At 71.4% G+C, this 26235-nt stretch carries 25 protein-coding genes; 11 read left to right on the top strand and 14 right to left on the bottom strand.

Features of this window, described 5'->3' with window-relative positions:
- The first annotated feature begins 76 nt into the window (after positions 1-76).
- Entirely contained in the window at positions 77-2500 is a 2424-nt protein-coding gene (gene lon, locus NNW99_RS11215; protein WP_215118561.1) for an endopeptidase La, read from the top strand.
- A 175-nt stretch (positions 2501-2675) separates the two neighbouring features.
- Positions 2676-3170, top strand: coding sequence for a MarR family winged helix-turn-helix transcriptional regulator (locus NNW99_RS11210; RefSeq protein ID WP_215118560.1), 495 nt, complete (start codon positions 2676-2678; stop codon positions 3168-3170).
- 28 nt (positions 3171-3198) lie between these two features.
- On the opposite strand, the gene NNW99_RS11205 is transcribed toward NNW99_RS11210, so the two are convergent.
- Entirely contained in the window at positions 3199-3984 is a 786-nt protein-coding gene (locus NNW99_RS11205; protein ID WP_215118559.1) for a protein phosphatase 2C domain-containing protein, read from the bottom strand.
- Positions 3985-4352: 368 nt separating this feature from the next.
- On the opposite strand from NNW99_RS11205, the gene NNW99_RS11200 reads away from it, so the two are divergent.
- The 5 genes from NNW99_RS11200 to NNW99_RS11180 are packed head-to-tail and all read left to right on the top strand — an operon-like array spanning position 4353 to position 9992.
- On the top strand, positions 4353-7148 hold the full coding sequence (locus NNW99_RS11200) for a nitrate- and nitrite sensing domain-containing protein (RefSeq protein WP_251057760.1): 2796 nt from the start codon (positions 4353-4355) through the stop codon (positions 7146-7148).
- Entirely contained in the window at positions 7145-7669 is a 525-nt protein-coding gene (locus NNW99_RS11195; protein ID WP_215118557.1) for a roadblock/LC7 domain-containing protein, read from the top strand. The genes NNW99_RS11200 and NNW99_RS11195 overlap by 4 nt, the downstream gene beginning before the upstream one ends.
- Positions 7666-8088 carry a DUF742 domain-containing protein gene (locus NNW99_RS11190; protein ID WP_215118556.1) on the top strand — a complete coding sequence of 141 codons (423 nt, stop codon included), beginning with the start codon at positions 7666-7668 and terminating at the stop codon, positions 8086-8088. The genes NNW99_RS11195 and NNW99_RS11190 overlap by 4 nt, the downstream gene beginning before the upstream one ends.
- Positions 8069-8716, top strand: coding sequence for an ATP/GTP-binding protein (locus NNW99_RS11185; RefSeq protein WP_215118555.1), 648 nt, complete (start codon positions 8069-8071; stop codon positions 8714-8716). Before NNW99_RS11190 ends, NNW99_RS11185 begins: the two co-directional genes overlap by 20 nt.
- Before the next feature lie 13 nt (positions 8717-8729).
- Positions 8730-9992 carry a styrene monooxygenase/indole monooxygenase family protein gene (locus tag NNW99_RS11180; RefSeq protein WP_215118554.1) on the top strand — a complete coding sequence of 421 codons (1263 nt, stop codon included), beginning with the start codon at positions 8730-8732 and terminating at the stop codon, positions 9990-9992.
- Here NNW99_RS11180 and NNW99_RS11175 read toward each other — a convergent pair.
- The 5 genes from NNW99_RS11175 to NNW99_RS11155 all read right to left on the bottom strand — a co-directional run bounded on the left by NNW99_RS11175 (position 9956) and on the right by NNW99_RS11155 (position 14468).
- Positions 9956-11140 (bottom strand): C40 family peptidase, encoded by a 1185-nt coding sequence (locus NNW99_RS11175; RefSeq protein WP_215118553.1) that lies wholly within the window; start codon positions 11138-11140, stop codon positions 9956-9958. The two genes, NNW99_RS11180 and NNW99_RS11175, sit on opposite strands and share 37 nt — an antisense overlap.
- Before the next feature lie 106 nt (positions 11141-11246).
- On the bottom strand, positions 11247-11546 hold the full coding sequence (locus NNW99_RS11170; RefSeq protein WP_251057759.1) for a hypothetical protein: 300 nt from the start codon (positions 11544-11546) through the stop codon (positions 11247-11249).
- Positions 11547-11556: 10 nt separating this feature from the next.
- Positions 11557-12210, bottom strand: a complete 654-nt coding sequence (locus tag NNW99_RS11165; RefSeq protein ID WP_215118551.1) for a TetR/AcrR family transcriptional regulator — start codon at positions 12208-12210, stop codon at positions 11557-11559.
- Between the two features lie 255 nt (positions 12211-12465).
- Positions 12466-13443, bottom strand: a complete 978-nt coding sequence (locus NNW99_RS11160; protein ID WP_215118550.1) for a hypothetical protein — start codon at positions 13441-13443, stop codon at positions 12466-12468.
- Between the two features lie 86 nt (positions 13444-13529).
- On the bottom strand, positions 13530-14468 hold the full coding sequence (locus tag NNW99_RS11155; RefSeq protein ID WP_215118549.1) for a diiron oxygenase: 939 nt from the start codon (positions 14466-14468) through the stop codon (positions 13530-13532).
- Between the two features lie 122 nt (positions 14469-14590).
- Here NNW99_RS11155 and NNW99_RS11150 point away from each other — a divergent pair, with 122 nt between their 5' ends.
- Complete coding sequence (locus NNW99_RS11150; RefSeq protein ID WP_215118548.1) at positions 14591-15703, top strand: ferritin-like domain-containing protein; 1113 nt, start codon at positions 14591-14593, stop codon at positions 15701-15703.
- A gap of 81 nt (positions 15704-15784) precedes the next feature.
- Positions 15785-16384, top strand: a complete 600-nt coding sequence (locus NNW99_RS11145) for a Uma2 family endonuclease (RefSeq protein ID WP_215118547.1) — start codon at positions 15785-15787, stop codon at positions 16382-16384.
- Here the strand turns inward: NNW99_RS11145 and NNW99_RS11140 are convergent.
- The 7 genes from NNW99_RS11140 to NNW99_RS11110 form a co-directional block, all read right to left on the bottom strand.
- The gene (locus NNW99_RS11140; RefSeq protein ID WP_215118546.1) at positions 16381-16887 is read right to left on the bottom strand and encodes a DUF3291 domain-containing protein; all 507 of its coding nucleotides are present in this window, start codon (positions 16885-16887) and stop codon (positions 16381-16383) included. The genes NNW99_RS11145 and NNW99_RS11140 overlap by 4 nt on opposite strands.
- A gap of 44 nt (positions 16888-16931) precedes the next feature.
- Positions 16932-18410 carry a penicillin-binding transpeptidase domain-containing protein gene (locus tag NNW99_RS11135; protein ID WP_215118545.1) on the bottom strand — a complete coding sequence of 493 codons (1479 nt, stop codon included), beginning with the start codon at positions 18408-18410 and terminating at the stop codon, positions 16932-16934.
- Positions 18407-19771 (bottom strand): FtsW/RodA/SpoVE family cell cycle protein, encoded by a 1365-nt coding sequence (locus NNW99_RS11130; protein WP_215118544.1) that lies wholly within the window; start codon positions 19769-19771, stop codon positions 18407-18409. The genes NNW99_RS11135 and NNW99_RS11130 overlap by 4 nt, the downstream gene beginning before the upstream one ends.
- A 52-nt stretch (positions 19772-19823) precedes the next feature.
- Positions 19824-20264, bottom strand: coding sequence for an SH3 domain-containing protein (locus tag NNW99_RS11125; RefSeq protein WP_215118543.1), 441 nt, complete (start codon positions 20262-20264; stop codon positions 19824-19826).
- A gap of 114 nt (positions 20265-20378) precedes the next feature.
- Entirely contained in the window at positions 20379-21632 is a 1254-nt protein-coding gene (locus NNW99_RS11120; protein ID WP_215118542.1) for an ATP-binding protein, read from the bottom strand.
- On the bottom strand, positions 21629-22342 hold the full coding sequence (locus NNW99_RS11115; protein WP_215124230.1) for a hypothetical protein: 714 nt from the start codon (positions 22340-22342) through the stop codon (positions 21629-21631). Before NNW99_RS11115 ends, NNW99_RS11120 begins: the two co-directional genes overlap by 4 nt.
- A 442-nt stretch (positions 22343-22784) precedes the next feature.
- Positions 22785-23288 (bottom strand): dual specificity protein phosphatase family protein, encoded by a 504-nt coding sequence (locus NNW99_RS11110; RefSeq protein WP_215118541.1) that lies wholly within the window; start codon positions 23286-23288, stop codon positions 22785-22787.
- Positions 23289-23399: 111 nt separating this feature from the next.
- Here NNW99_RS11110 and NNW99_RS11105 point away from each other — a divergent pair, with 111 nt between their 5' ends.
- Complete coding sequence (locus tag NNW99_RS11105; protein ID WP_215118540.1) at positions 23400-24203, top strand: nuclease-related domain-containing protein; 804 nt, start codon at positions 23400-23402, stop codon at positions 24201-24203.
- Positions 24204-24247: 44 nt separating this feature from the next.
- On the opposite strand, the gene ligD is transcribed toward NNW99_RS11105, so the two are convergent.
- Complete coding sequence (gene ligD / locus NNW99_RS11100; protein ID WP_215118539.1) at positions 24248-25129, bottom strand: non-homologous end-joining DNA ligase; 882 nt, start codon at positions 25127-25129, stop codon at positions 24248-24250.
- 54 nt (positions 25130-25183) lie between these two features.
- On the opposite strand from ligD, the gene NNW99_RS11095 reads away from it, so the two are divergent.
- Positions 25184-26200 (top strand): Ku protein, encoded by a 1017-nt coding sequence (locus tag NNW99_RS11095; protein WP_215124229.1) that lies wholly within the window; start codon positions 25184-25186, stop codon positions 26198-26200.
- Positions 26201-26235: the final 35 nt, after the last annotated feature.

Genomic DNA, 26235 nt, shown 5'->3' with positions numbered 1-26235 from the left:
ACGGCGGTGGGGGAACATCCGGCGGCTCCCGTGCATTGAGTCGGCATAGCTCAACTTGACTGCCGAAGGGGAGATCATGGCTGCTGAGTCCAAGGCGTTCACACCGCTCACCCTGCCCGTGCTGCCGCTCGACGGTGAGGTCGTGCTGCCCGGAATGGTGGTCCCGCTGGATCTGAGCGACTCCGAGGTCCGTGCCGCGGTGGAGGCCGCTCAGGCCGCTGCCAGGTCAACGCCGGGGAAGCCCCGGGTACTCCTGGTGCCGCGGATCGACGGGACCTACGCGAACACCGGTGTCCTCGGCACCGTCGAACAGGTCGGCAGGCTCGCCGACGGCGACCCGGGCGCGCTGATCCGAGGCCGGGACCGGGTGCGTATCGGGGCGGGGACCACGGGCCCCGGTGCCGCCCTCTGGGTCGAGGGCACCCGTCTCGAGGAGACCGTCCCGGAGCCGCTGCCCGGCCAGGTCGCCGAACTGGTGAAGGAATACAAGGCCCTCGCCACCGCATGGCTGCGGGGTCGCGGAGCGTGGCAGGTCGTCGACCGGGTCCAGGCCATCGACGACGTCCCGGCGCTCGCCGACAACTCCGGCTACTCACCGTTCCTGACCACCGACCAGAAGATCGAACTGCTGGAGACCACCGACCCGGTGGCCCGGCTGAAGCTCGCCACCCAGCAGTTGCGCGACCACCTCGCCGAGCAGGACGTGGCCGAGTCCATCGCCAAGGACGTCCAGGAGGGCGTCGACAAGCAGCAGCGCGAGTTCCTGCTGCGGCGTCAGCTGGAAGCCGTCCGCAAGGAGCTGCGCGAGCTGAACGGCGAGCAGGACGGTGAGGAGTCCGACGACTACCGCGCCCGTGTGGAGGCCGCCGACCTGCCCGGACACGTCCGCGAGGCCGCCCTCAAGGAGGTCGACAAGCTGGAGCGGTCCTCCGACCAGTCCCCCGAGGGCTCCTGGATCCGCACCTGGCTCGACACGGTCCTGGAGATGCCGTGGAACGAGCGCACCGAGGACGCCTACGACATCCAGGGCGCCCAAGCCGTCCTCGACGCCGAGCACGCGGGCCTCGAGGACGTGAAGGAGCGGATCACCGAATACCTCGCGGTGCGCAAGCGGCGTACCGACCGGGGCCTCGGCGTGGTCGGCGGGCGGCGCGGCGGCGCCGTGCTCGCGCTCGTGGGACCGCCCGGCGTCGGCAAGACCAGCCTCGGCGAGTCCGTCGCCCACGCCATGGGCCGCAAGTTCGTGCGCGTCGCCCTCGGCGGTGTGCGCGACGAGGCCGAGATCCGCGGTCACCGGCGTACGTACGTGGGCGCGCTGCCCGGCCGGGTCGTCCGGGCCATCAAGGAGGCCGGGTCGATGAACCCGGTCGTGCTGCTCGACGAGATCGACAAGGTGGGCTCGGACTTCCGGGGCGACCCGGCCGCCGCCCTCCTCGAAGTCCTCGACCCGGCGCAGAACCACACCTTCCGGGACCACTACCTGGAGGTGGAGCTCGACCTGTCGGACGTGGTCTTCCTGGCCACCGCCAACGTCCTGGAGGCCATCCCGGAGGCGCTGGCCGACCGGATGGAGATCGTCCGCCTGGACGGCTACACCGAGGACGAGAAGGTCGTCATCGCCCGCGACCACCTGCTGCCGCGCCAGCTGGAGCGGGCCGGGCTCGGCGCCGACGAGGTGACCGTCGACGAGGGCGCGCTGCGCAAGCTCGCCGGTGAGTACACCCGCGAGGCGGGCGTCCGGAATCTGGAGCGCTCCGTCGCACGGCTGCTGCGCAAGGTCGCGGCCCAGCACGAACTGGGCGAGCGGAAGCTGCCGTACACCGTCACGGACGGGGATCTGCGCGCACTGATCGGCCGGCCGCACCACGTGCCCGAGTCCGCGCAGGACCCGGCGGAGCGGCGGACGTCGGTGCCGGGTGTGGCGACCGGGCTCGCGGTGACGGGAGCGGGCGGTGACGTGCTGTTCGTGGAGGCGTCGCTGGCCGACCCGGAGACGGGCGCGGCCGGGCTGACCCTGACCGGCCAGCTCGGTGACGTGATGAAGGAGTCCGCGCAGATCGCGCTGAGCTTCCTGCGCTCGCGAGGCGCCGAGCTCGAACTGCCGGTGGCCGATCTCAAGGACCGGGGCGTGCACATCCACTTCCCGGCGGGCGCGGTCCCCAAGGACGGCCCCAGCGCCGGCATCACGATGACCACGGCCCTCGCGTCCCTGCTGTCCGGGCGGCTGGTCCGCACGGACGTGGCGATGACCGGCGAGGTCTCGCTGACCGGGCGGGTCCTGCCGATCGGCGGCGTGAAGCAGAAGCTGCTGGCCGCGCACCGCGCCGGGGTGACCACCGTGATCATCCCCAAGCGCAACGAACCCGACCTGGACGACGTCCCGGCCGAGGTGCTGGACCGGCTCGACGTCCACGCCGTGACCGACGTCCGCCAGGTCCTGGAGCTGGCGCTCGCGCCCGCGACGAACGGGGCGACGCCGGAGGTTCCGGTCGCGGCGTGACGGGCGCGGCCGGATAAAGGAGGCCCGGGCTCTCGTGAGGGAGGCCCGGGCCTTCACCGTGTGGCGGCCCTGTGTACGAGTACGCCGTGACCTGCGGAATACTTGCCGAACTGCGGTGATGACGGCAGGTGACGGAAAATTCCAGTACGGGGCGAGAACCGAGGCAGGGGCTGACGTGCAGGACAACGGGAACGGCGACGGGCCGGGAGGCGAATCCGCGCTGGCCGCGAGCGGTGTGGACCAGCCCGCCTTCCTCGCGCTGGAGCGTGAGCTGACCGTGCTGCTGCGGCGTGCTCGGGCCAACCAGGGCGAGATGGCCCGCGAGGTCCACCCCGACCTGGAGTCCTCCGCGTACGGGCTCCTCGTCCGGCTCGACGAGTGCGGCAACCAGCGGGCCACCGAGCTCGCCGGCTACATCGGCGTCGGCAAGGCCACCATGTCCCGCCAGCTGCGCGCCCTGGAGGAACTGGGACTGGTCGCGCGCGAGCCCGACCCCGCCGACGGACGCGCCTGGCTCGTCGCCCTCACCCAGGAGGGCCACGACCGTGTCCGCCGGGTGCGGGAGGCCCGCCGCGCCCGCTACGCCGGCCGCCTGGCCGACTGGGACACCCACGAGGTCACGGAACTGGCCCGGCTGCTGCACCAGCTCAACCGCGGCATGGAGAAGTGACCACGGCACCCGGGCCCCGGCCCCGCGCCTAGAACTCGACGAAGACCACCGTCGCGTCGTCATGCGTCTTGCTCCGGCCCAGGAACGTCCTGGCGGAGTCCCCCCGCTCCAGCGCCCGAACGCGGTCCACCAGCGCCTGGGGTCCCTCCTTGCGCAGGAGGTGGAAGCAGTCCGTCCAGTCGCCCTCCTCGAACCGCTCCACCCAGCGGCCGGCGCCGTCCGTGAGGGCGGCCAGGGCGCGTACCTCGTGGCGGGGCACGGTGCCGGTCACCGCCCGCGCGGCCACCGAGGGGTCGGCGGCCGCGGTGAAGAAGCCGCCCTCCTTGTTGCGGACCGTGGAGTCCACCAGCGCGTCCGTGGCCAGGGCCGACCGGGGGAGGAGGGAGAGGCGGTCGTCGAGGACGGGCGTCACCACGCCGTCGGGGGACTCCAGCAGAAGCGCGGAGTCCGAGAGCACCAGGTACTCCACCGTGGCCGGGGTCCAGCGGGCGATCACCACCGTGGCCTGCGGAGTCCTGGGGTGAGAAAGGTCACAGGTTGCGGCGTGCGCCTCGGAGGTACGCGCGATGGCGCGGGACAAGGCGTCGACCAGGGGAGCATCCGGGAGTGAAACGGTCAGTTCGGTCAGAGCTCCGCCGAGGCGTGCGGTGAACCAGGGGACGGAATGCAGACAGCCCGTCCCGTCCTTCGGTGGCGTGACGCCGTCCAGGACGACGACCGAACCGCCCTGTCCGGAGGCCGGTAGTCCGACACTGGCGAAGTCCTCGTTGGGGCGGTCGGCGTCTCCCGGCTCCGAGGCGAGTTCAGTACGCATCCAGCCAGTCTGCACGAGCCCTTCACAAGGGTCGCAAAAGGCTGGCAATGGTTGCGAGATCACTGCCGCAACGCAGGTCAGACGCCTGTTTTGGGATGGAATGATTTGTTCCGGGAAGGCGTGGTGGCGAATACTGCCACCGCCCGCCTCCGGCGTCCAACCGGCGTGCCGCGCACGGCCGCTGCAAGGGCCAGCGGAACTTGCCCCTCAACTCTCGTCCGGGGTTCACTCCTTCGGGTGGCGGGTCAGGTGATGCGCGTGCGCTGCCCACCGGCGCTGGGAGGGTCGGGAAATGTACCGGGAGTACGCGCCAGTTGACGGAACGTCACCCGGGCCCATGGGTTCACGAGTCAGGAATGCGAGCACCGGTGCAGAAGACGCGGCCTCGTCGTACAGGCAAGCAGACGGCCCCCGCTCAGGGCGCTGAGCCGACGCCCCCCACCGGCAAGGGCCGCCCCACGCATGTACGCAACCGGCTCATCGTCGCCGTGGCCGTCGTCGCCGCGGCCATCGCCGGTGCCGGCACCCCGTCCGTCCTGGCGGCCTCCGGGCAACTGCACGACTCCCAGGAACTGGTGACGCTCGCCGAGCAGACGCAGGACGCCCTCGGGCTCGCGCACTCCCTCGCCGACGAGCGGGACGACGTCACCTCCTACATAGCGGCCGGCCGCCCCAAGTCCAAGGCCCCCTCCGAGCAGCGCAGCGCCCGCGTGGACCGGCAGGTCGAGGAGTTGCGGGCCGACACCGACACACCCGCCTCGCTCCGTTCGGACCTCGACGACATCGCGGCCGTCCGGCGGGCCGCGCTCACCGGCAAGAGCAGCGCCCTCGAAGCGCACCAGGCGTACTCCACCTCCATCACCCAACTCCACCGGCTCGCGGAACGACTGGCGCAGCAGACGCCGCCCCGTGCGGGCGCCGGCGCCTACGCCCGGGCCGAGCTGGACTCCGCCGTCCAGCAGGCCGCCGCGGCCCGCGGGCTGCTGCTCGCCGCCCTCAGCGTGCCGCGCGGCGAGACGGTCACCGACCCCGTCACGGGCCTGCCGGCCGAGAACTCCTCCGACGCCGGCACCCGGCAGCGCGACGCCCTGAGCGCCGCCGCCCAGCAGGCCCGGCTGCGCTCCGACGCGGCGCTGGCCGACTTCCGCGACACCGCGCCCAAGGAGTCCCGCACCTCCTTCGACTCCACGGTCACCGGCACCGAGGTCAACTCCGCCGAGAAGTACCTCGCCGCCCTCACCGGCCAGCCGACGCTGTCCGGGGACGAGCTCTCCGTCAACACCAAGCGGCTGGACGCGGCCCTCTCGGCCCGGGTCGACCTGATGCGCGGCGTGGAGTCCGCCCTCTACGACCGGAGCACCAAGGACCTCGAGGCGCTGCGCGACGACGACGTCACCGCGCTGGAGATCCGCATCGCCGTCCTCGGCGCCCTCATGCTGCTCGCCGTCGGCGTCGCCACGGGCATGGCCCGCAGCCTCACCCGGCCCCTGGCGGTCCTGCGGCTGGGCTCGAAGCGCCTCGCCGAGGCCGAGGACCCGGCGGCCGAGGAGCCGGTGAAGTTCACCGGCCGCAACGACGAGTTCGCCCAGGTCGTCCGCTCCGTCAACGCCCTGCACGCGCACGCGGCCGGCCTCACCGAGCGGATCACCACGCTGGAGTCCGACCGCAAGCACCTCGTCGGCCAGCGCCAGAAGATGGCCGACGCGCGCGAGGAACTGCGCGGCGAACTCGCCGAGTCCGTCGCCCAGCTCGAGCGGGTGCGCACGGCCATCGGCGGTACGTTCGTCAACCTCGCGCTGCGCACCCTCGGACTGGTCGAGCGGCAACTGGCCGTCATCGAGAACCTGGAGGAGCGCGAGCAGGACCCGGACCGGCTCGCGACCCTCTTCAAGCTCGACCACTTCGCGACGGTCATGCGCCGGCACAGCGAGAACCTCCTGGTCCTCGCCGGCACCGAGCACGTCCAGCACGCCGCCGGGCCCGTCCCGCTCGTGGACATCGTCCGTGCCGCGGTGAGCGAGATCGAGCGGTACGAGCGGGTCCGTATCGCCGCGCTGCCGCCGCACGCGCACATAGCCGGATTCGCCGCGGACGACCTCTCCCACCTGCTGGCCGAACTCATGGAGAACGCCACCTCGTTCTCCCCGCCCGACCTGCCCGTCGAGGTCTCCGGCTGGCTGCTGGAGAACGGCGAGGTCATGCTCTCCGTCCAGGACGAGGGCATCGGCATGACCGAGGACCGGCTGGAGCGCCTCAACTCCCGCCTCGCCGACTTCGACCCCGAGGCGCCCTACGACCAGGAGGGCGAGGACGGTCTCGGCCTCGGCCTGTACGTCGTGGCCCGCCTCGCCCACCGGCACGGGGTGCGCGTGCAGTTGCGTGAGCAGAAGCAGGGCGGTGTCGCGGCGGTCGTCGTCCTGCCCCGCAACCTCTTCGCTGCCGCCCCGCACACCGCCGTCCCGGCCTCCGGCCCGCTCTCCGGCACGACCCACACCGTCTCCTTCCCGGGCGCCGACGCCGAGGCCAACTCCAACGTCCTGCACGGCCGCGCCGGCGGCGGGGACCCCTTGGTGGCACTGGCGGAGAAGGCGGTACGGCGGGACGAGGCAGCCGAGCACCCGGAGCCCAACGCAGAGGTTGCCGAGCACCCGGAGCCGACGGCGGCGGACGTACCGGACGTACCGGTGGCACCGCCGGAAACCCCTGCAGAGACCACGATGGAGCTGCTGCTCCCGGCGCCGCAGCCGGACCCGGAGCCGACGCAGCACGAATCCGCGGCCGCCGACGGCGATTTCGCCCCGCAGGGGCCGCAGGCACAGGACCAGGAAACCCGCACGGGGGGTGCGGGTGGGCACGACAGCGCCGACGGCGAAGCCGAGGCCGACGTGGAGCACGAGCGTGTCACCGACAAGGGCCTCCCCAAGCGCACCCCGAAGGTCACCGCCCAGACCACCGCCCCGCGCCAGCGCAGCGGCTCCGTGGACGCCGAGGCCCTCCGCCGCCGGCTCGGCGGCTTCCGCCAGGGTGCCCAGGCCGGCTACCGCGAGGTGGAGGCGGAGATCGCCGAGCAGACGGCCTCGCACAAGCGGCCGGTCACCGGCACATCAGGACCAGCTGTATCCGAAGAAGCCACGGGGGGCACAGCCGAGGAGGCAAGCAGTTGACCGCTCCCAGTACCTTCGGACTGATCGGGCTGAGCAGTGAGGCCCGCAACCTGCACTGGCTGCTGACCAACCTCGTCGAGGAGGTACCCGGCATCCAGTCGGTCGCGGTCGTCTCCTCCGACGGACTGCTCCTGCTCTCCTCCGACGACCACCGCAACCGGCAGGCCAGGGAAGCCCTGCAGGCCCGCGGCACCAAGCGGACCGGCCCGCGCGGCTCGGCCGCCGACCTGGCCACCATCGTCTCCGGCATCGGCAGCCTCACCGTCGGCGCCGCCAAGCTGATGGACTTCGGCGGGGTCCGGCACACCATGGTCGCGATGGACGAGGGCAGCCTGTTCGTGATGTCGATCAGCGACGGCTCGCTGCTCGGCGTCCACGGCTCCGCGGAATGCGACATGAGCGTGGTGGCGTACCACATGGCCCTGTTCGTCGGCCGCGCCGGCCATGTCCTGACGCCCGAACTCCGCAGCGAGCTCCGTAGTTCCCTGGAGCGGTCCCAGACGACGGGGAGTGCCCGATGAGCAGTACGCCGAAGCATCACCTCCCGGTCCGCGGCGGTGACCGCAAACCCGCCCGGGTCCGCCCCTACTCGCTCACCGGCGGCCGCACCCGCTTCGGCCACGTCCTCCTGGTGGAGACGTTCGTGGCGAGCACGGCCGCGCTGGAGGCCCCGGAGGAGCGCAAGGAGCTGACGAACGGCTCCCTCTCCACCCGGGTGATGCCGGAGCTCCAGGCCATCGTCGAACTGTGCCGCCGGATGCGTACGGTGGCCGAGATCGCCGCGCTGCTGAAGATGCCGCTCGGCGTGGTCCGCGTGCTCCTCAGCGACCTCGCGGACCAGGGAAAGATTCGTGTGTACGGCACGGGAACCGGCCACGGCACGGGCCGCCCGGACCGGGCTCTGCTGGAAAGGGTGCTGAGTGGACTCCGTCGTCTCTGACGCCGCTCACGGCGTCTCCGCAACTTCCCCGTTCGTCCAGCCCGACGCGAGCATGCACGCCTGGGAGACGGACCGCACCCGCGCACCCATCGCCACGAAGATCGTGGTGGCGGGCGGCTTCGGCGTGGGCAAGACCACCCTGGTCACCGCCGTCTCGGAGATCACGCCTCTGCAGACCGAGGCGCTGATGACCGAGGCGAGCGAGGCCACCGACGACCTCACCGCCACACCGGGCAAGAGCACCACCACCGTGGCCATGGACTTCGGGCGCCTCACGCTCGACGACGACCTGGTGCTCTACCTGTTCGGCACGCCGGGCCAGCAGCGGTTCTGGTTCATGTGGGACGACATCGTGCGCGGTGCGATCGGCGCAGTCGTCCTGGCCGACACCCGCCGGCTGAAGGACTGCTTCCCGGTACTGGACTACTTCGAGAGCTCCGGGCTGCCGTACGTGGTCGCGGTGAACCACTTCGACGAGAGCGAGCTGTTCGAGCCGGAGGATGTGCGGGAGGCCTTGACCATCCCGCGACACATACCTGTCATGATCATGGACGCGCGTCGCCGGATCTCCGTGATCGAGACCCTCCTGGCCCTGGTGGGCCACGCGCTCGACGAAACCCCCGAGTAGAGGACAGCCCCGCATGCGGAAGATACTCGTCGTCGGAGCCGGTCAGTCCGGGCTCCAGATCGCTCTCGGCCTCCAGTCGCAGGGGTACGAGGTCACCCTGATGTCCAACCGGACGGCGGACGAGATCCGCACGGGCCGGGTCATGTCGACGCAGTGCATGTTCCACACGGCACTGCAGCACGAGCGCGATCTCCAGCTGAACTTCTGGGAGTCCCAGGCCCCGAAGATCCAGGGACTCGGCGTCTCGGTCGCCGCCCCCGGCTCCTGGGCCGAGGGTCCCGCGGCGCGTGCCATCGACTGGCTGGGCAGGCTCGACGGGTACGCGCAGTCGGTCGACCAGCGCGTGAAGATGGCCGGCTGGATGGAGACGTTCGCACAGCGCGGCGGACAACTCGTCATCCACGGCGCGGCCGTCGGCGACCTCGACTACTTCTCCCGCACGTACGACCTGGTCCTCGTCGCGGCCGGCAAGGGCGAGCTCGTGCAGATGTTCGGCCGGGACGCCGAGCGCTCCCCCTACAGCGAGCCGCAGCGCGCACTGGCCGTGTCGTACGTCCACGGCCTCGGCCCGCGCCCCGAGCACCCGGACACCGAAGGGGTCCGCTGCAACCTCGTGCCGGGCGTCGGCGAACTGTTCGTCATGCCGACTCTGACGACCTCCGGCCGTGCCGACATCCTGTTCTGGGAGGGCATACCCGGCGGCCCGCTCGACGCCTTCGGCGGCGTCAAGGACCCCGCGGAGCACCTCTCCCTGACCCTGGAACTCATGGAGCGGTACGTCCCCTGGGAGTACGCGCGGGCCACCAAGGTCGAGCTGACCGACGCGGGCGGCGCGCTGGCCGGCCGTTACGCCCCCACCGTCCGCAACCCCATCGGCCGCCTCCCTGGCGGCGGACTCGTGCTGGGTGTGGCGGACGTCGTCGTGGCGAACGACCCGATCACCGGCCAGGGCTCCAACTCGGCGTCCAAGTGCGCCGCCGCGTACCTGTCCGCGATCGTCGAGCACGGTGACAAGCCGTTCGACGAGGAGTGGATGCGGTCGGCCTTCGACCGCTACTGGGACACCGCCCAGCACGTCACCAAGTGGACCAACGCGATGCTCGCGCCGCCGCCGGAGCACATCCTGAACCTGATCGGCGCCGCCGGCGAGCTCCAGCCGGCCGCCGACCGCTTCGCCAACGGCTTCAACGACCCGTCCGACTTCGAGAACTTCTTCTACGACCCGGAGAAGACGGGCGCCTACCTCGCCGAGCTGTCCGGCGCGGGCGCGGCGTAACCGTCGTAGCCGCTGTCCGACCCGTCCGTGGCGCCCTTGGGGAGCTTCGGCGGCGCGTACCGCCGCAGGGGCTTCCCGGACGGGTCCGGGCGCACGGCGCCCAGGAGCGGGTTGGCCGCGATCGGTGACACCTTCACCTTCGCGCCCGGACGGGGGGCCTGGACGACCATGCCGTCGCCGAGGTACAGCGCCACATGCGTGGCCTCCGGGAAGTACACGACCAGGTCCCCCGGGCGCAGCTCGGCGAGCGGGATCCGCTTCAGCCGCTTCCACTGCTCCTGGCTGGTCCTGGGGATGGGCGCCCCGGCCTCGGCCCACGCCTGCGAGGTCAGGCCCGAGCAGTCGTACGACTTCGGGCCCTCCGCGCCCCACTCGTACGGCTTGCCGAGCTGCCCGACCACGTAGCGCAGGGCTCGATCGCCCTCCGCCGACGGTCTGCGGGCGCTGCTGAGCGCGCCGGACGCCATGAACTTCTTCTGGGCCTTGGTGATCCCGCTCGTCTCGAACGCGGAGAGGGCGGCGAGCTGGTCGCGGCTGAGGGAGGCGAGGAGGTCCTCCACGTCGTGCAGGCGTTTGACGACCTGGTCCTGTTCCTTCTTTCGCCGTTCGGTGAGGGTGAGCTGTTGGTCGAGGGCCTTGCGGGCCTTGCGGGCCAGGTCGTCGGCCTTTCGCTCGGCGCCGGTCAGGCGGTTGATGGTGGCGGCCCGTTCCCGGGCGATCCTTCCGATCACATGGCCCTGGTCGATCGCGTGCTGGGGATCGCGGGCCAGGAGCAGGTGTACGTACGGGGAGATGTCCGTGCTGCTCTGGTACTGCTGCCTGGCCAGGCGGCCGACCTCGCTCCGGCTGTCGTGCAGGGAGAGCCGGGCGCGGGCCAGGGCGTGGTTCAGGCGGTCGGTCTCCGTGCGCTGCTTCTTCAGCTTCTCCTCGGTGGCGTTGTAGGCCTCGGTGGCCTGTTCGGCCTTGCGGTAGAGCTGCTGAAGGTCCGTCAGGAGGTAGGCGAGGGAGGCGGGGGGTGGTCCGGGGGCGGCGGTGGATGTGGGTGTGGGGGTGGGAGTTGGGTCCGGGGCTGCTGTGGCGGGGGTGGGTGCGAGGGTTGCTGCTGCCATCGCCGCCGTACAGGCCAGACGCAGAAGGGTTCCTGACATGCCATCACCTCCGATGCGGGGGCGGCCCTTCGGCCACCGGACATCGTGAGGATGAGGGGTGTGGGACGGTCTGTGCGGTAGGCCTGCGCGATTCGGCGCAACAGGGTCACCCGTCGGCGTCGTCCCGTTTGCCGGGCGGCGTGGCGTGTGGCTTCGACCAGGGCCATGTGAGCCGCCGGGGCGGGACGCCCTCCGGGGCGTACTCGTACTTCCAGCGGTTGGTCAGGCCGACCTTGCCCGGGCCGCGGGGGACACGGCGGTAGGCGAGCACCGTGGGCGGGCCGCCGGCCGGGTCCGGGACGGGGATGCGGTACGTCTTGGGCGGGTGGCCGGTGATGCCGAGCAGGACGGGCAGGACCCTGCCGTCCATGGGGCCGCCCTCGAAGGGGGTGTCTTCGCTCTTCACCAGATCAGTGTCAGACATCCTCGGCGAGCGCCTGGACCAGGGCGTCGGTCTGCGGGTCACGGCGGGCGGTCACCGACAGCATGGCCACGAACTGCTCGACGAGCCAGTCGCGGAGGTCCTCGGCGGGGGGCTGCTTGTCCTCGTCGAGCCAGATGAGGCTCGATGCCTCCACGGCCGTGATCCACATGCGGATGGTCATGCGCAGGCGGGGGCCGGGGGTGGTGACCTCCAGGTGCCTGACGATGTGCTCGGCGGCGGCGCGGCGGACGCCGTCGACGATGGCGGTGGTCCGTGAGGTCTCCACGACGCTGCCACCCTGGAGGAGGGCGCTGAAGCCGGCGTCGTGCTGGTCGACGAACGTGAGGTAGCGGTCGAGGGCGCGGGACAGGCGGGGGAGGAGGGGGCCCTCTCGGGGTTCGTCGAAGCAGGTCCGGAGCTCGTCGGCGGCGGAGCGGAGGGCGGCCTCGTAGAGCTGCTGCTTGCCGCCGGGGAAGTAGCGGTACACCAGGGGGCGTGACACCCCCGCCGCCTCCGCCACGTCGTCCAGGGAGACGTCCTCCGGGGCGCGGTGCGCGAAGAGCGACAGCGCGGAGGTGAGCAGTTGGCTGCGGCGTTCCTCGACGCTGAGGCGCCGGTAGGCGGGGGTGGGGGCGGCTGGTGTCATGCCTCGCAGCGTAGCCGGGAGCCGGGGCGGGGGCCGGATGCCTGCGGCGGCCTGTGGCTGCTTCGGTGGGGGTGCGCGTAGCGCCTACGCCGTGGGTGGTGGGTCGGGGCCGCGCCGGGGGGTGTCCGTCCTCGGAACGGCGCGATTGAGTTTCATACCGACTGACCGGCGTTGACGCGCCAACCGCTGCGGGCGGACACCCCCCGACACGTCCCCTTCTCGCCGTACGCGGGTGCGGGCGCGTCGTGGTCCCGCCTAGCGCGCGTCCACGTGCTGGAAGTCGACGTTGGTGAGGCGGGCGGCCTTCGGGGTCAGTTCGGCCAGGCCCTGGCCCTCGAAGGTGTCGGTGATCAGGGGGCCGCTGGTGGCGCCCAGGGCGGCCTGCTCGTCGTTGGGGACGAGGCTCGCGATGGAGCGGTAGGACTCCTTGAGCAGGGATTCCTGCTTGTGGGCGAGGGGGACCAGGGCGAGGACGCCGCCGTCGGCTGTGCGCAGGGCGTAGACGCTCGGGTCGGCGGGGGCCTTGGCGAAGAACTTCTCGGTGGCCTTGCCCTCGGCCGCGCCCTTGGTGCTGCTGCGCTGGTAGGTCTTCTTGGCGTTCTCGACGGGCTGCGTGGAGGTCAGGGACTTGCCCTTCTTCTTGCCGCCGGTTTCGAGGTAGTCCGCGTAGGCGGCGCGTATGTCGGTGGGGGCCAGTCCGCCGATCTTGGTGCCGGGGTCGACGGCCTCGGCGAGCCCGTCCTTGTCGAGGGCCGGCTTGGGGATGTCCGCCGCGGCGGCCCAGAGGGACAGCACCATCTTGTAGGTGCCGTCGACCTTGTCGAAGACCAGGAGCACTCTTTCCTCGTCGTTCACGCTGGACTTGGCCTGGACGGCGAACCAGTCGCCCGCGCCCTTCTTCGGGATCACGTAGGTGCGGTCCGTGTAGGAGAAGGGCTTGGCGTAGTCCTTCTGGTCCTTCTTCGGCCAGGTGTCGAAGAGGGTGTAGACGGCCTTGTCCATCGCGTAGACCTGGCCGCCCTCGACCGTCGCGAGGAGCTTCTCGTCCTGGGCCGCGTTCGCCTTGTTGTTGACCTTCTCGTAGCGGTCGGCGATCTTCTTGGCGGTCGCCTTGCTGACGACGCCCTGTGGGGCGGGCGCCTTGTCGGTGTCGGCGGACTCGCTGCCGCACGCGGTCAGGGCGAGGGCGGCAGCGGCGCCTACGGCGGCGGTGCGCAGGGAGTGGGGGGACATGCCGGGTGATCTCCTTTGTGGCCACTGACAGTGACGGGGTCACAGAGGACAGTAGCCACCCTGCATGGACATGACCCGGGCGGGGTCTATGCCAGCAAACCGGAGGACTTCCAGAGCCGGCGTCCCACTCCGCGCAGCACCCCGATGTCGTCGAGGAAGTCCGTCAGCCGCTTCGAGCCGTTCTGCATGACCTCGCGGCGGTGGCCGCTGGCCTTGACCTGGGCGAGGGCCTCACGCCTGTCCAGGCCGACGTTCGTGTAGACGTCCGGGTTCACGAACGCCACCGAGAAGACCCGGGCGAACTCGCCGGAGGTGACCCGGGTGAACTCCTGGGACCACCTCGGGGCCGTCACCATCTGGCGGCGGAGTTCCTCGCGGGCGTAGCGCACATGGCGGGCCTCCTCCACGACGTGGATGCGGGTGACGCCCCGGACCAGGGTCTGGACGCGCTCGTCGGGGAACGTCAGGCGCTGCATCCAGTCCAGGACCTCCTCACCGAGGAGGGTGGCGGTGAAGGAGCCGGGGGTGGTGGAGATGGTCTTGAAGAGGCGGCCCAGGTGCTGGTGGGCGCGGCTGACCGGGTACCAGGGTGTGTCGCCGTGGGAGATCAGCCGGGCGAACATCTTGGAGTGGCGGCACTCGTCCTCGATCTCCGTGAGGGCGTAGCGGACGTGTGCGCTCGTCGCGGCCTTGTCGTAGATGTGGCGGACGAGGAGCTGCATGAGGATGATCTCGAACCAGATGCCCAGGGAGGCCAGGGCCGCCGCCTCGTGCTGGGAGAGCAGGATGCGCTGCTCCTCGCTCATGCGCTTCCAGAGCGGGGTGTCGTAGAGCGAGACCAGCTCCGGGGGCCAGAACCACTTGCCCTCCTCGAAGGGCGCGTCCCAGTCCAGTTCCTTGTCCGGGTCGAAGGAGTGCTTGGCGGAGGAGTCGAGGAGCCGCTGGGCCACCTGCTCCCGGTCCTTGAGCAGGCCGAGGGCGTCGCGCAGGCCGTCGAGCGCGTCGGCTTCCGTCAGGGTCGTCATGGCTGCCCACCTCGTTGTGCACACGTCACTGTCCCTCTTATGAGACTGCGTGTCAGCAAGGCCGTCAATCCCCTGTGCGCGATTTGTTGACGCGGCGTCTACCACGTAGGAGCCTGCGGGGCATGCCGACCTTCGACCTGTACGCCGAGGAACCGGAAGAGTCCGTGTGGCAGGTGCCGGCGAGCGGAGCTGCCCGTTTCAACTGGGAGTACGACGGTGGCCGCGACCGGCTCCTGGCCCTCTATCAGAAGGGCAAGGACAAGCAGTGGGACGGTCAGAAGCGGATCGACTGGGAGCTGGAGGTGGATCCGTACGATCCGCTGGGGACTCCCGACGAGGCGATGTCCCTCTACGGGACCAGGCACTGGGCGAAGCTGACGGAGAAGGACAAGGGGGAGTTGCGCCTGCACTACGCCTCCTGGCAGTTCAGCCAGTTTCTGCACGGTGAGCAGGGCGCGATGATCTGTGCCGCGCGGATCGTCGAGTCCGTCCCTGATCTGGACGCGAAGTTCTACTCCGCGACCCAGACCATGGACGAGGCCCGGCACGCCGAGATCTACGGCCGGTTCCTGCACGAGAAGGTCGGGCTGCTGTACCCGATCAACGACAACCTCCAGTCCCTGCTGGGCGACACGCTGCGCGACTCGCGCTGGGACATGCCGTATCTGGGCATGCAGGTGCTGATCGAGGGACTGGCGCTGGCGGCCTTCGGCATGATCAGGGACACCACGGACAAGCCGCTGCCGAAGCAGATCCTCGCGTACGTCATGCAGGACGAGGCCCGGCACGTGGCCTTCGGGCGGATGGCGCTCAGGGACTACTACCAGCAGCTCAGCGACGCCGAGCTCCGCGAGCGCGAGGAGTTCGTCATCGAGGGCTGCTACCTCATGCGCGACCGGTTGCGGGGCGTGGAGGTGCTGGAGAACTTCGGCATCCCGAAGGCCGAGGCGGAGGCCTGCAGCGAGCAGTCCGAGTTCCTCGCCCTCTTCCGCAAGCTCCTCTTCAGCCGCATCGTCCCCTGCGTCAAGGACATCGGCCTGTGGGGCAAACGCCTCCAGCAGGCCTACGTCGACATGGGCGTCCTGGACATGGGCGACTCCAACCTCGACCTGCTGATGTCCCAGGACGAGGAGATCGCCGAGAAGCTCGACGCGGAGCGCTTCGCGGTGGAGGAGGGGGAGCGGGTCGCGGAGGTGGAGGCAGTCATCGAGGCCGGTCAACGACTCGACGGTTGATCACTCGTTCGACGGGCGAATCGGCATATTCCCCTGGGTACGCTGGCTGTGCCAGGCAGACTCCGGCACATGGGAGCGATCATGAGCGCCGCGCGTGACTACGGGCTGGACGACGACTACGAGTGGCCTCGTCCGCCCGAGGGCGGCTGGACGGCGGACGACCTCGACGAGCTTCCCAACCTGCCTCCGCACACGGAGCTGATCGACGGGAGTCTTGTCTTCGTGAGTCCGCAGACCAACTTCCACTCACGTGCCATCCGCTTGCTGGACAACACCCTGCTGGATCAGGTGCCGGAGGAGTTCGACGTCATCCGTGAGATGACCATCAAGCTGAACAAGCGCAATCGGCCGGAACCCGATGTCCTGGTGTTTCAAGCGGGTGCCGACACTGGCCCCAAACAGACCTGGTACCGGCCGGAAGACGTCGTCATCGCTGTCGAGGTCGTCTCCGCGGACTCGGAGGACCGGGACCGTGAGGTCAAGCCGCTGAAGTATGCGCGTGCCGGAATTCCGCACTACTGGCGCGTCGAGGAGAACGAAGGCCTCCCGGTGGTTTATGTGTACGAGCTCGACCCCGCGACCCAGGCCTACGGCCTGACCGGCATCTTCCACGACAAGCTCGAACTCACCGTCCCCTTCCCCCTCGCCATCGACCTCACCGCCATCGACCGCCGCCGCTAGACCGAGCAGCCCAGCCCCTCCGGTACCTCGCCCAGGAGGGGCGTCGCGCCCTGGGGCGGGTACGACGTGCGCAGGGTGAAGGCGTAGGGGGTCGGGCCGTGGGTGCGGAGGTGGAGGAGGCGGGATTCGGCCTCGGCGACGGTCGGGCGGTGGCCGGCCGGGACCCACCAGAGCGCGACCATGGCCTCCTGGACCCGGTCGAACCACTCGCGGCGGCGGGCGAGCATCTCCCGGTGCCTGCCCTGGTACATGTACGCCGTGAGCGCGTCCGTGTTCCGCCACACCGACATGTTGATGATCAGCCAGGAGTCTCCGAAGACGGCCACGTCCGTCGCGTCGCCTGAGTCGCCCTGCAAGCGCCACACGAAACCGTCGGCGGCGTCGGCGTCCGCGTTCACGGGGTCCAGGGCGTCGACGAAGTCCTTCAACTGCGGGGAGTCCAGCGGGGCCTTGAGGCGGGCGATGTTGACCTGGGCGAGTTCGAAGGCGGCGGCAGCAGTCATGACCGAACGGTAGGTCGGGGCCCCGGTCTCCCGGTAGAGCCGTCTCAGGAACCGGGCAGCCGGTCCCGGGACTTCAGTACCGCCTCCATCACCGCCCGCGCGATCGGCGCCGCGTCGCCGCCCCCGCTGATGTCCCCGCGGTTGGCGTCCGCGTCCTCCACGACGACCGCGACCGCCACCCGCGGCTGCAGATCACGACCGCCCTGCGCCCAGGAGACGAACCAGGCGTACGGCGTACCGGAGTTGCCGATGCCGTGCTGGGCCGTGCCCGTCTTGCCGCCCACCTTGGCACCGCGGATCGCGGCGTTGCGCCCGGTGCCGCCCCTGACCACGCCCAGCATCAGCCCGCGCAGCCGCGCGGCGGTCGCGGGCGTCATCGCCTGGCGGATCGGGCGCGAGCCGGCGGTCGCGAGGGTGCTGCCGCCCGGCCGGGTCGTGCGCTCCACCAGATAGGGATCCCGTACCTGCCCGCCGTTCGCCACGGCCGCCGCCACCATCGCCATCTGCAGCGGGGTGGCGCGGGTGTTGTACTGGCCGATCGACGACAGCGCGAGCTGTGCCTGGTCCAGCGAGGTGTCGAACGTGGACCGCGCCACCGCGAAGGGGATCCGCAGCGCCCGGTCGTTGAAGCCGAAGGACCGGGCCGCCGCCGTCATGCCCGGCACCCCCACCTGCACACCGAGCTGGGCGAAGACGGTGTTGCAGGAGAAGACGAACGCCTCGCGCACGGAGGCGTCCGCGCAGCCCTTGGCATAGTTCGACAGACGCGTCCTCGTACGGGGCAGCCGGTAGGCGTCGGGGGAGTCGGTCGGCTTGTCGAGGTCCGGGACCAGGCCGGCGTCCAGCGCCGCGGCCAAGGTGACGATCTTGAAGGTCGAACCCGGCGGATACGTCTGCCGCACCGCCCGGTTGAGCATCGGCCGGTCCCGGTCGGCGTTCAGCCGCTGCCAGGCCCGGGCCGCCGCCGCCCCGTTCCCGGACAGCGGCTGGGGGTCGTAGGACGGGGCGGACACCAGGGCCAGGATCCGGCCGGTGGACGGCTCCAGGGCGGCCACGGCCCCCTTGCGTCCGGCGAGCCCTTGGTACGCGGCCCGTTGCGCGGCCGGGTCGAGTGTCGTCACCACGTTCCCGCCGGCGTTGCGCGCCCGCGTGAAGTCGTTCCACAGCGGGAACGGCGCGAGCATCGGGTGCGAGCCGGACAGGATGCCGTCCTCGGTGTGCTCCAGCAGCGTCGTGCCGTAGAGCTGGGAGGCGAAGCCGGTGACCGGCGCGTACATCGGGCCGTCGGCGTAGGTCCGCTCGTAGCGCAGATGCTCGCGGGTGTCCTGCGAGCCGGTGATCGGCCGGTCGCCGACCAGGATGTTCCCGCGCGGCTGCTCGTAGCGGGCGATCTCCGGGCGACGGTTGGCGGGGTGGCCGTCGTACAGCGGCGCCTGGACGACCTGGACGCGGGCGGCGTTCAGCAGCAGGGCCACCAGCAGCAGGGCGCAGAAGAGGCCGGCGTGCCGGATGTGCCGCGTCATGGGGTCTCCTGCCCGTCGTGCTGACGCCGCGCCGAGTCGCTCACCCGGACCAGCAGCGCCACGATCGCCCAGTTGGTCACCACCGACGAGCCGCCCTGCGCCAGGAACGGCATCGCCATACCGGTCAGCGGGATCAGGCCGGTCACCCCGCCCGCGATCACGAACACCTGGAGCGCCACGAGCGAGGAGAGGCCCACCGCGAGCAGCCTGCCGAAGGGCTCGCGCAGCGCCAGGCCCGCCCGGTAGCCGCGCTCCACCAGCAGGCCGTAGAGGACGAAGATGGCCGACAGACCCGCCAGGCCCAGTTCCTCGCCCGCCGTCGCCAGGATGAAGTCCGACTTCACGGCGAAGCCGATGAGGACCGAGTGGCCGAGACCCAGCCCCGTGCCGAGGAAACCGCCCTCCGCGAAGGCGAACAGCGACTGCGCGAGCTGGTTCGGGCCCTCGCCCGCCTCGACCGAGGCGAACGGATGCAGCCACGTCTCGATCCTGCTGTGCACATGCGGCTCCAGACGCCCGACGGCGACCGCGCCCAGCGTGGCCAGGAGCAGTCCCACGGTGATCCAGCCGGTGCGGCCCGTGGCGACGTAGAGGAGGACGACGAACAGGCCGAAGAAGAGCAGCGACGTCCCGAGGTCCCGCTCCAGGATCAGTACGCCCACGCTCACCAGCCAGACGGCGACGATCGGCCCGAGCACCCGTCCGGTGGGGAACTGGAACCTCCAGATACGGCGGCCGGTGTACGCCAGGGCATTGCGGTTCGCGGCCAGATACGCGGCGAAGAACACCGCCAGCAGCACCTTCGCGAACTCGCCCGGCTGGATCGAGAACCCGGCGATCCGGATCCAGATGCGGGCCCCGTTCACCGCCGGGAACAGGATCGGCAGGGTGAGCAGGACCAGCACGGCGACGACACAGACGTAGGTGTAGCGCTGGAGCACCCGGTGGTCGCGCAGAAGCAGCACGACCAGGATGAACAGCGTCACGCCCAGCGTCGACCACACCAGTTGGGCCGGTGCCGCCCGGTCGCCCGGGGTCTCCAGGTCGAGCCGGTAGATGAGCACCAGGCCGAGCCCGTTGAGCAGCACGCCGATGGGCAGCAGGAGGGGGTCGGCGTGCGGGGCCCGCAGCCGCACCGCCAGATGCGCCAGCAGCGCGAGCACGCCGAGCCCGGCGCCGTAGCCTGCGGCGCCGGGCGGGAGGGTGCCGTGCTGGGCGAGGCCCACCGCGCAGTAGCCGTACACGGACAGCAGTACGGCCACGACGATGAGGGCGAGCTCGATGCCACGGCGCCGGGGGAGGGGGCGGACGGCGGGCGCGGGCGGGTCCGCCGTCGCCACGGTGATTCCGGCCTTGCTCATGTCCGGAACCTACCCAAACGGTACGTCTTGTGTGTGTTTGGGTGACCGAGTGTCAGCACCAGCGTGGCGCGGGGCCGATGTTGTCGATGAAGCGGGCCGCGCCCCAGGCCCAGGTGCCGTCCGCCAGGAGATACCAGAGCGGGTTGCCCTGCACGGTCTGGCCGGGGGCCTTGCAGAAGATCTTGACCTTGTCCCCCCGGTGGGCGAACCGGATGATCCGCGAGCCGCGGTTCGGGGCGCTGCGCAGCGCCAGGGTGTTCGCCGTGACGACACCCCGGTAGAAGCGCCGGTCGTCGTGGCGGTGGTATCCGTCGCCGCCCATCGTGCCGGCGTCCGTCGTGTCGGACCCCAACGTGTCGGCGCTCATCGAGCTGGCGCCGGACGCGTCCCACTCGTCGTCCGCGACGGCGGGCGTGACGGCGGCAGCGGCGGCGAGGAGCGCGGCGGCGGTGGTTATGGAGAGGCGGGAGCGCAGAGACATGGGGAGTGACATCGGGAGTACCTCCATGTGGGGGCGGAAGGACCGAAGCTGACTAATCGCCACATTAGGAGCGCCCCTCGGGCCCCGCCCGTCACGCTGGGCCATAGGAGGAAGGCCCCTACGCCCTCACTCCACCGCCAGTGCCAGGGTGGCCACCGCCCCGCCGTCCGGCGCGTTCGCGAACCTCAGCCGCGCGCCCAGCACCTCGGCCTGCCCCAGCGCGATGGTCAGCCCCAGCCCGTGCCCCCTGGACCCGCCCTCCGTACGGAACCGCTGCGGACCGTGCGCCACCAGGTACTCCGGAAAGCCGTCCCCGTGGTCGCGAACCGTCACCACCGGCCCGTCCACGGTCAGTACGACCGGGCCCCGGCCGTGCTTGTGCGCGTTCGCCACGAGATTGCCGAGCACCCGCTCCAGCCGCCGCCGGTCCGTCTCCACGGACACATCCCGTACGACCCTGACCTCCGTGCCGTTCCCCGCGGCCCGCACCGCCCGCTCGGCCAGCGGCCCCAACTGCTCCGTGTCCAGCTCCAGCAGCTCCCGCCCGGTGTCCAGCCGGGAGATCTCCAGCAGGTCCTCGGTGAGCGTGCGCAGTGCCGCGACCCGGTCCCGCACCAGCTCCGTCGGGCGGCCGGGAGGCAGCAGTTCGGCCGCCGCGTGCAGCCCGGTCAGCGGAGTGCGCAGCTCATGGGCCACGTCCGCCGTGAACCGCTGCTCGGCCAGCAGCTTGCCCTGCAGCGACGACGCCATGGAGTCCAGCGCGGCGGCGACCGCGGCCACCTCGTCCGGTGGCCGCGCCGGAGTCTTCGTACGCGGATCGGTCCGGGGGTCGTTCACGCGCGCGTCCAGGTCGCCCGCGCTGATCCGCCGGGCCACCCGCGCCGTGGTGTGCAGCCGCCGCGTCACCCGCGTCACCGCGAACGCGCCGACCAGCAGCGTCGCCCCGATCGCCAGGCCCGACGACCACAGGATCGCCCGGTCCAGGCCCGCGATGGTGCGCGCCTGCTGCGAGTAGTCCACCGCCACGGCCAGGGCCCTGCCGCCGTCGGCCGGCCCGGCCGCCCACATCGTGGGGCGCCCTTCGCGGTCGGCCACCATCGTGCCCCGGTCACCGGCCACCGCGAGGTCCCGCAGCTTCCGGGGCAGCTCCGGCGGATCCAGCGCGGCGCCCCGCCGCAACGGGTCACCGGCCTCGTACCGCTCCGTCGCCTGCTCCAGCCGCTGCAGCGCCTGGTCGCGGGCCTGGCCTACGGTCTGGTCGGTCACCTGCACATGCACCAGGACGCCGAGCAGGGCGGCCAGCGCGCAGCACATCACCGTGATGAAGGCGGCGGCCTTCACGGCGAGCGTCCCCGACCACTGGGGGAGCACGGGTCTCATCCGGTGCTCGCCGAGGGGGAGGCGGCCGGGTGGCGGGAGTGCTTGCGCGGCCCGGTGCGCAGCATCTCGTCGTGGGTGAGGAGCATCGCCCGCTGGTCCCGGTCCCAGGTCCACTGCAGGCGGTACTCGTAGCCCGCCACCTCGGAGGGCGAGCGGATGACCAGGGAACGCCCGGCCAGTTCCACGCCGCTCAGCGCGTCCTCCCACGACATCACCTGCACGAGCCGGTGCTTCTCGACGGTGTAGACGCGCACCGCGGTCGTCTTGCCGGGCAGCAGCCGGAAGCCCAGTGTCAGGTCGTCGCGCCCGTCGCCGGTCAGGTCCCGGTAGTACGGCTTCAGGACCGGGCACCGCCCGTGCCCGGGGCCCTTGCCGCAGCCGGTCATCCGCCCGGCCGTGTCCCGGTACGGCGCCTTGCCGCCGTCGTAGTCGCCCGGGCTCGCGGCGATCTCGGCCCGGACGACCTCGACCGGGTCCACCCCGCGGATGTCGTCACCTGCCGGGACCTTGACGCCCTTGACCACCTCGGTGTTCACCTCACCGATCTCGAAGGCCGGGCTGGACGCGGGCGTCTGCTCCGGCCAGAGCCGCGCCGGCCCGACCGCCGTCGGCGTCGCCCCGGCACCTTCGAGCCCACCGGTGTCCCCGCAGGCCGCGGCGGTCGCCAGCAGGAGAGTGACGAGGAGGGCGCGACGGGCGGCTCGGATGATGCGAGGGGTGGCTTGGCGGGGGTGGCGGGCTGCTTGGCCGGGGCGGCCGGAGGCTTCGCCGGGTTGGCGGGCTGCTTGGCCGGGGCTGTGGTCGGTTTGGCCGGGGTGCGGGTCGGCTTGGCCGCTGTGGCGCAGGTCGGCTCGGTCAGGGCTGACGTCGGCTCGGCCAGGGCAGCGGGAGGCTTCGCCGGGTCGGCAGTCGGCCTCGCCGGGTCGGCCGGAGGCGTCGCCCGGTCGGCAGAGGGCTTCGCCGGGTCGGCTTCCGAGAAGGCCTCCGGGACGGCTGAGGGGCACTGCACTCCTGCGGTTCGAGGGGGTGATCACGCGGCTCGGGCACGACCCGCCGGCCCGGCCCACTTTATTCGCGGGGACGTCCCATTTGCGCGCGAGGGAGCCCGTTTGCCGAGGCACCGGCCGGGTGCTGTGCTGGTGGGGTGGCGTGTCACTCGGTGAGTTCCTCCAGCAGCCGGGCCGTGGCCAGACCGGCCCGCAGGTACTCGACGAACAGTTCGTTGTGCAGCGCCCAGGGCGAACGGCGGTCCCGGATCAGCCGGATCGCCGTCTCCGCGGAGTCGCCCCGGCGCATCAGCGCGTGCGCGACGACCAGCCCCGAGCGGTTGTACCCGTGGTAACAGCGAACGAGGACCCTGCGGCCCTCGTCCAGCGCCTCGCAGGCCGCCTCGGCCAATCGGATCACCCCGGCGAGCTGCGTCCCGTCGAGCGGCCCGTCGGGAATGGGCCAGACGTGATGCCGGACGCCCGGATCGGGGCCGTGGCCGGGCAGCCGCAGCAGCGTCTGCACGAGGTCGAACTCGTCCCGTACGACGGCGAACTCCACCTGCCCCGGGGTGCCCGCGTACTCGTGGCCGCCCATCCACAGGCCGGGCACCACCTCGCTCCACGGGCTCTCCGGAGCCGGCACATCGGGTTTCCTGCGGGTACGCAACAAAGCCTCCCCACCATCACCGACCGGGGGCCTGCCCAACTGCTCTCCAAGGTAACCGGGTTCTTGCCCCCGCAGCACCCCGCCTGTTCCCATGGTCGGGGGTGATGGTGCATGGACGGACTGCGCGTCGTACCGACCCGGCGACACGGCCAGGAACGGCTCTACGTCTGCCTCCCGGACGGCAGGAACATCGCCTGGTACGACCGTGAGGCCGCCCGGGTCAACCTGCTCGGCACGGACCGCGAGGACGAGGTCCTCCGGGCTCTCGGGCCCTTCATCACCGGCCCGGTGACGGTCGGCCCGCCCCCGGTGCCGACCCCCTCCGACCTCGCCCGGCTGGCGCTCCACCCCGACGACGACCTGGCGCCCAACCGCCCCGGCGAGGCCCTCGTCGTCGCCCTCGACCGCGAACCCGGCCCGGCCCACCGGCTCCGCCCCGACCCGCGCCGCCGGGCCCTGACGGCCGAGCAGACCGTGGGGGAGGCCCTGGACCGCCTGGACGGCGCGGGCTGGCACACCCTGCACTCCGTCCCGCTCCCCGGCGGCGGCCGCATCCACCATCTGCTGATCGGCCCCGGCGGCCTGTACGCCGTACACACCCTCTACGCCCGCAAGCACCGCGTGACGGTCACCGACCCCATGGTCACCCTGAGCCGCCGCGACCCCCACCCCCTGCTCCGCCGCGTCCGCACCGACGCCGACCGCGCCTCCTACGCCCTGACAGCCGAGGTCCACCCCGTACTCGCCCTGCTGGCCCCCACGACGGTGTCGGTCCAGGCCCGGCCGCGCGACCTCCGCATCCTGACGGACACCGACATCCAGAGCCTGACCGCCCAGGACGCCGTCCTGAAACCGGCGGACGTGGAAGCCCTGCACGCGGCCGCCCGGGACCGGAAGACATGGGCGAGGGTGTGAGGCCACGAGGGCAGCGGGTGTGGACACACCTGAGGTTCCCGTGGCTACGGCAACGACCCGGCCCGCCCCGGATCGAGCAGCGGCCCGAGCAGATCCCCGTGGTCCTGGACCCGTGACGCGAGATCCCGCGCCTCGAAGTCCAGCCGGCCGGGCGCCTCGCACTGCTCGACCTCCTCCCAGGTCACCGGCGCCGAGACGGTCGGCTCGGGGCGGGCCCGGAGGGTGTAGGGGGTCGCCGTGGTCTTGCGGGCGGCGTTCTGACTCCAGTCGACGAAGACCTTCCCCGGCCGCAGGCTCCGCGTCATCCGGTGCAGCGCGAGCCGCGGCATGGCCCTCTCCGCCTCGACCGCCAGCTCCTTGGCGTACTCGGACACCTGCTCGGAAGACGCCCCGCGCACGGCGGCGAGCAGATGCAGCCCCTTCGAGCCGGAGGTCTTTGCGTAGGCCTCGATGCCGTCGTCCGCGAGCCGTTCCCGCAGCCACAGCGCGACCTCGCAGCACTGCACGATGCTCGCCGGCGCCCCCGGATCGAGGTCGAAGACGATCCGGTCGGCCGTCTCCGGCGTGTCCACGAGCCACTGGTGGGTGTGGAACTCGGTGACGAGGTTGGCCGCCCACATCAGGCTCGGCAGATCCTGCACCAGGACCATCCGCGAGGGCCCCTCGACCCTCGGCACCTCGGCGGTGGTGACCCACTCGGGCGTACCCGGCGGCACGTTCTTCGTGAAGAAGACCTGCCCGTCCGGCCCGTCCGGATACCGCAGGAAGGACACCGCCCGGTCCCGCAGATGGGGCAGCAGGACCTCGGCGACGGTCGCGTAGTAGTGCAGCACCTCGCCTTTGGTGAAGCCGGTGGCGGGATACAGCACCTTCTCCAGATTGCTGAGCGCGAGCCGTCGCCCCTCCACCACTGTGATAGGCGCCATACGATAAGAATCCCACGCGAACCAGGACGAACACTCCCGAGAGTGACCGGAAGGGTGCTGCACGTGAGATCCATCTGGAACGGCGCCATCTCGTTCGGGCTGGTCAGCATCCCGATCAAGCTGGTGAACGCCACCGAGAGCCACTCGATCTCCTTCCGCCAGATCCACACCGAGGACGGCGGCCGCATCCGTTACCGCAAGTTCTGCGAGCTGGAGGACCGCGAGGTCACCCAGGGGGAGATCGGCAAGGGCTACGAGGACGCGGACGGCACGATCATCCCGATCACCGAGGAGGACCTCTCCAGCCTGCCCATCCCCACGGCCAGGACGATCGAGATCGTGGCCTTCGTCCCGGGCGACCGGATCGATCCGCTCCAGATGGACGCCGCGTACTACCTCCAGGCCAGCGGCGCCCCCGCGGCGAAGCCGTACACCCTCCTCCGCGAGGCACTGAAGCGCAGCAACAAGGTGGCGATCGCCAAGTTCGCCCTGCGCGGCAGGGAACGCCTGGGCATGCTCCGGGTGGTCGGCGAGGCCATCGCGATGCACGGTCTGCTGTGGCCGGACGAGGTCCGCGCCCCCGAGGGCGTGGCCCCCGACACGGACGTCACGGTCCGCGACCAGGAACTGGACCTGGCGGACGCCCTGATGGACACCCTGGGCGAGGTCGACCTGGAGGATCTGCACGACGAGTACCGCGAGGCCGTGGAGGAGGTCATCGCCGCGAAGGCCGCCGGCGAGACCCCGCGCCAAGCCCCGGAACCGGCCAAGGGCGGCAAGGTCCTGGACCTGATGGCGGCCCTGGAGAACAGCGTCCGCGCGGCCCGCGAATCCCGCGGCGAGGAACCCGACGACCACGCCGAGGTCAAGCCGCTCCCGCAGCGCAAGACGGCCCGCGCGGCCCCCAAGCAGACCGGCGGCAAGAAGTCGACGTCGACGGCGAAGAAGACGGCGGCCAAGAAGACGACGGCGGCCAAGAAGTCCACGGCGAAGTCGGGCCAGGGCGCGAAAAAGACGGCCGCGAAGAAGACGACGGCGAAGAAGTCGACGTCACGCAAGCGCACGGCCTGACCCACCCCGGGGCGCGCACACGGCGCCCCGGAGAG

This window comes from Streptomyces sp. CRCS-T-1, assembly GCF_024442335.1.
GTDB classification, from domain to species: domain Bacteria; phylum Actinomycetota; class Actinomycetes; order Streptomycetales; family Streptomycetaceae; genus Streptomyces; species Streptomyces koelreuteriae.
Note: the sequence above shows the minus strand (reverse complement) of the source record. Positions and strands in the feature narration are given on the sequence as shown.

Bases quoted from the DNA above. Each gene is read 5' to 3' on its own strand.
- lon (WP_215118561.1), top strand. From the start codon at position 77: ATGGCTGCTGAGTCCAAGGCGTTCACACCGCTCACCCTGCCCGTGCTG.
- NNW99_RS11205 (WP_215118559.1), bottom strand. From the start codon at position 3,984: ATGCGTACTGAACTCGCCTCGGAGCCGGGAGACGCCGACCGCCCCAAC.
- NNW99_RS11190 (WP_215118556.1), top strand. From the start codon at position 7,666: ATGAGCAGTACGCCGAAGCATCACCTCCCGGTCCGCGGCGGTGACCGC.
- NNW99_RS11180 (WP_215118554.1), top strand. From the start codon at position 8,730: ATGCGGAAGATACTCGTCGTCGGAGCCGGTCAGTCCGGGCTCCAGATC.
- NNW99_RS11175 (WP_215118553.1), bottom strand. From the start codon at position 11,140: ATGTCAGGAACCCTTCTGCGTCTGGCCTGTACGGCGGCGATGGCAGCA.
- NNW99_RS11165 (WP_215118551.1), bottom strand. From the start codon at position 12,210: ATGACACCAGCCGCCCCCACCCCCGCCTACCGGCGCCTCAGCGTCGAG.
- NNW99_RS11160 (WP_215118550.1), bottom strand. From the start codon at position 13,443: ATGTCCCCCCACTCCCTGCGCACCGCCGCCGTAGGCGCCGCTGCCGCC.
- NNW99_RS11155 (WP_215118549.1), bottom strand. From the start codon at position 14,468: ATGACGACCCTGACGGAAGCCGACGCGCTCGACGGCCTGCGCGACGCC.
- NNW99_RS11150 (WP_215118548.1), top strand. From the start codon at position 14,591: ATGCCGACCTTCGACCTGTACGCCGAGGAACCGGAAGAGTCCGTGTGG.
- NNW99_RS11145 (WP_215118547.1), top strand. From the start codon at position 15,785: ATGAGCGCCGCGCGTGACTACGGGCTGGACGACGACTACGAGTGGCCT.
- NNW99_RS11140 (WP_215118546.1), bottom strand. From the start codon at position 16,887: ATGACTGCTGCCGCCGCCTTCGAACTCGCCCAGGTCAACATCGCCCGC.
- NNW99_RS11135 (WP_215118545.1), bottom strand. From the start codon at position 18,410: ATGACGCGGCACATCCGGCACGCCGGCCTCTTCTGCGCCCTGCTGCTG.
- NNW99_RS11130 (WP_215118544.1), bottom strand. From the start codon at position 19,771: ATGAGCAAGGCCGGAATCACCGTGGCGACGGCGGACCCGCCCGCGCCC.
- NNW99_RS11125 (WP_215118543.1), bottom strand. From the start codon at position 20,264: ATGTCACTCCCCATGTCTCTGCGCTCCCGCCTCTCCATAACCACCGCC.
- NNW99_RS11120 (WP_215118542.1), bottom strand. From the start codon at position 21,632: ATGAGACCCGTGCTCCCCCAGTGGTCGGGGACGCTCGCCGTGAAGGCC.
- NNW99_RS11105 (WP_215118540.1), top strand. From the start codon at position 23,400: ATGGACGGACTGCGCGTCGTACCGACCCGGCGACACGGCCAGGAACGG.
- ligD (WP_215118539.1), bottom strand. From the start codon at position 25,129: ATGGCGCCTATCACAGTGGTGGAGGGGCGACGGCTCGCGCTCAGCAAT.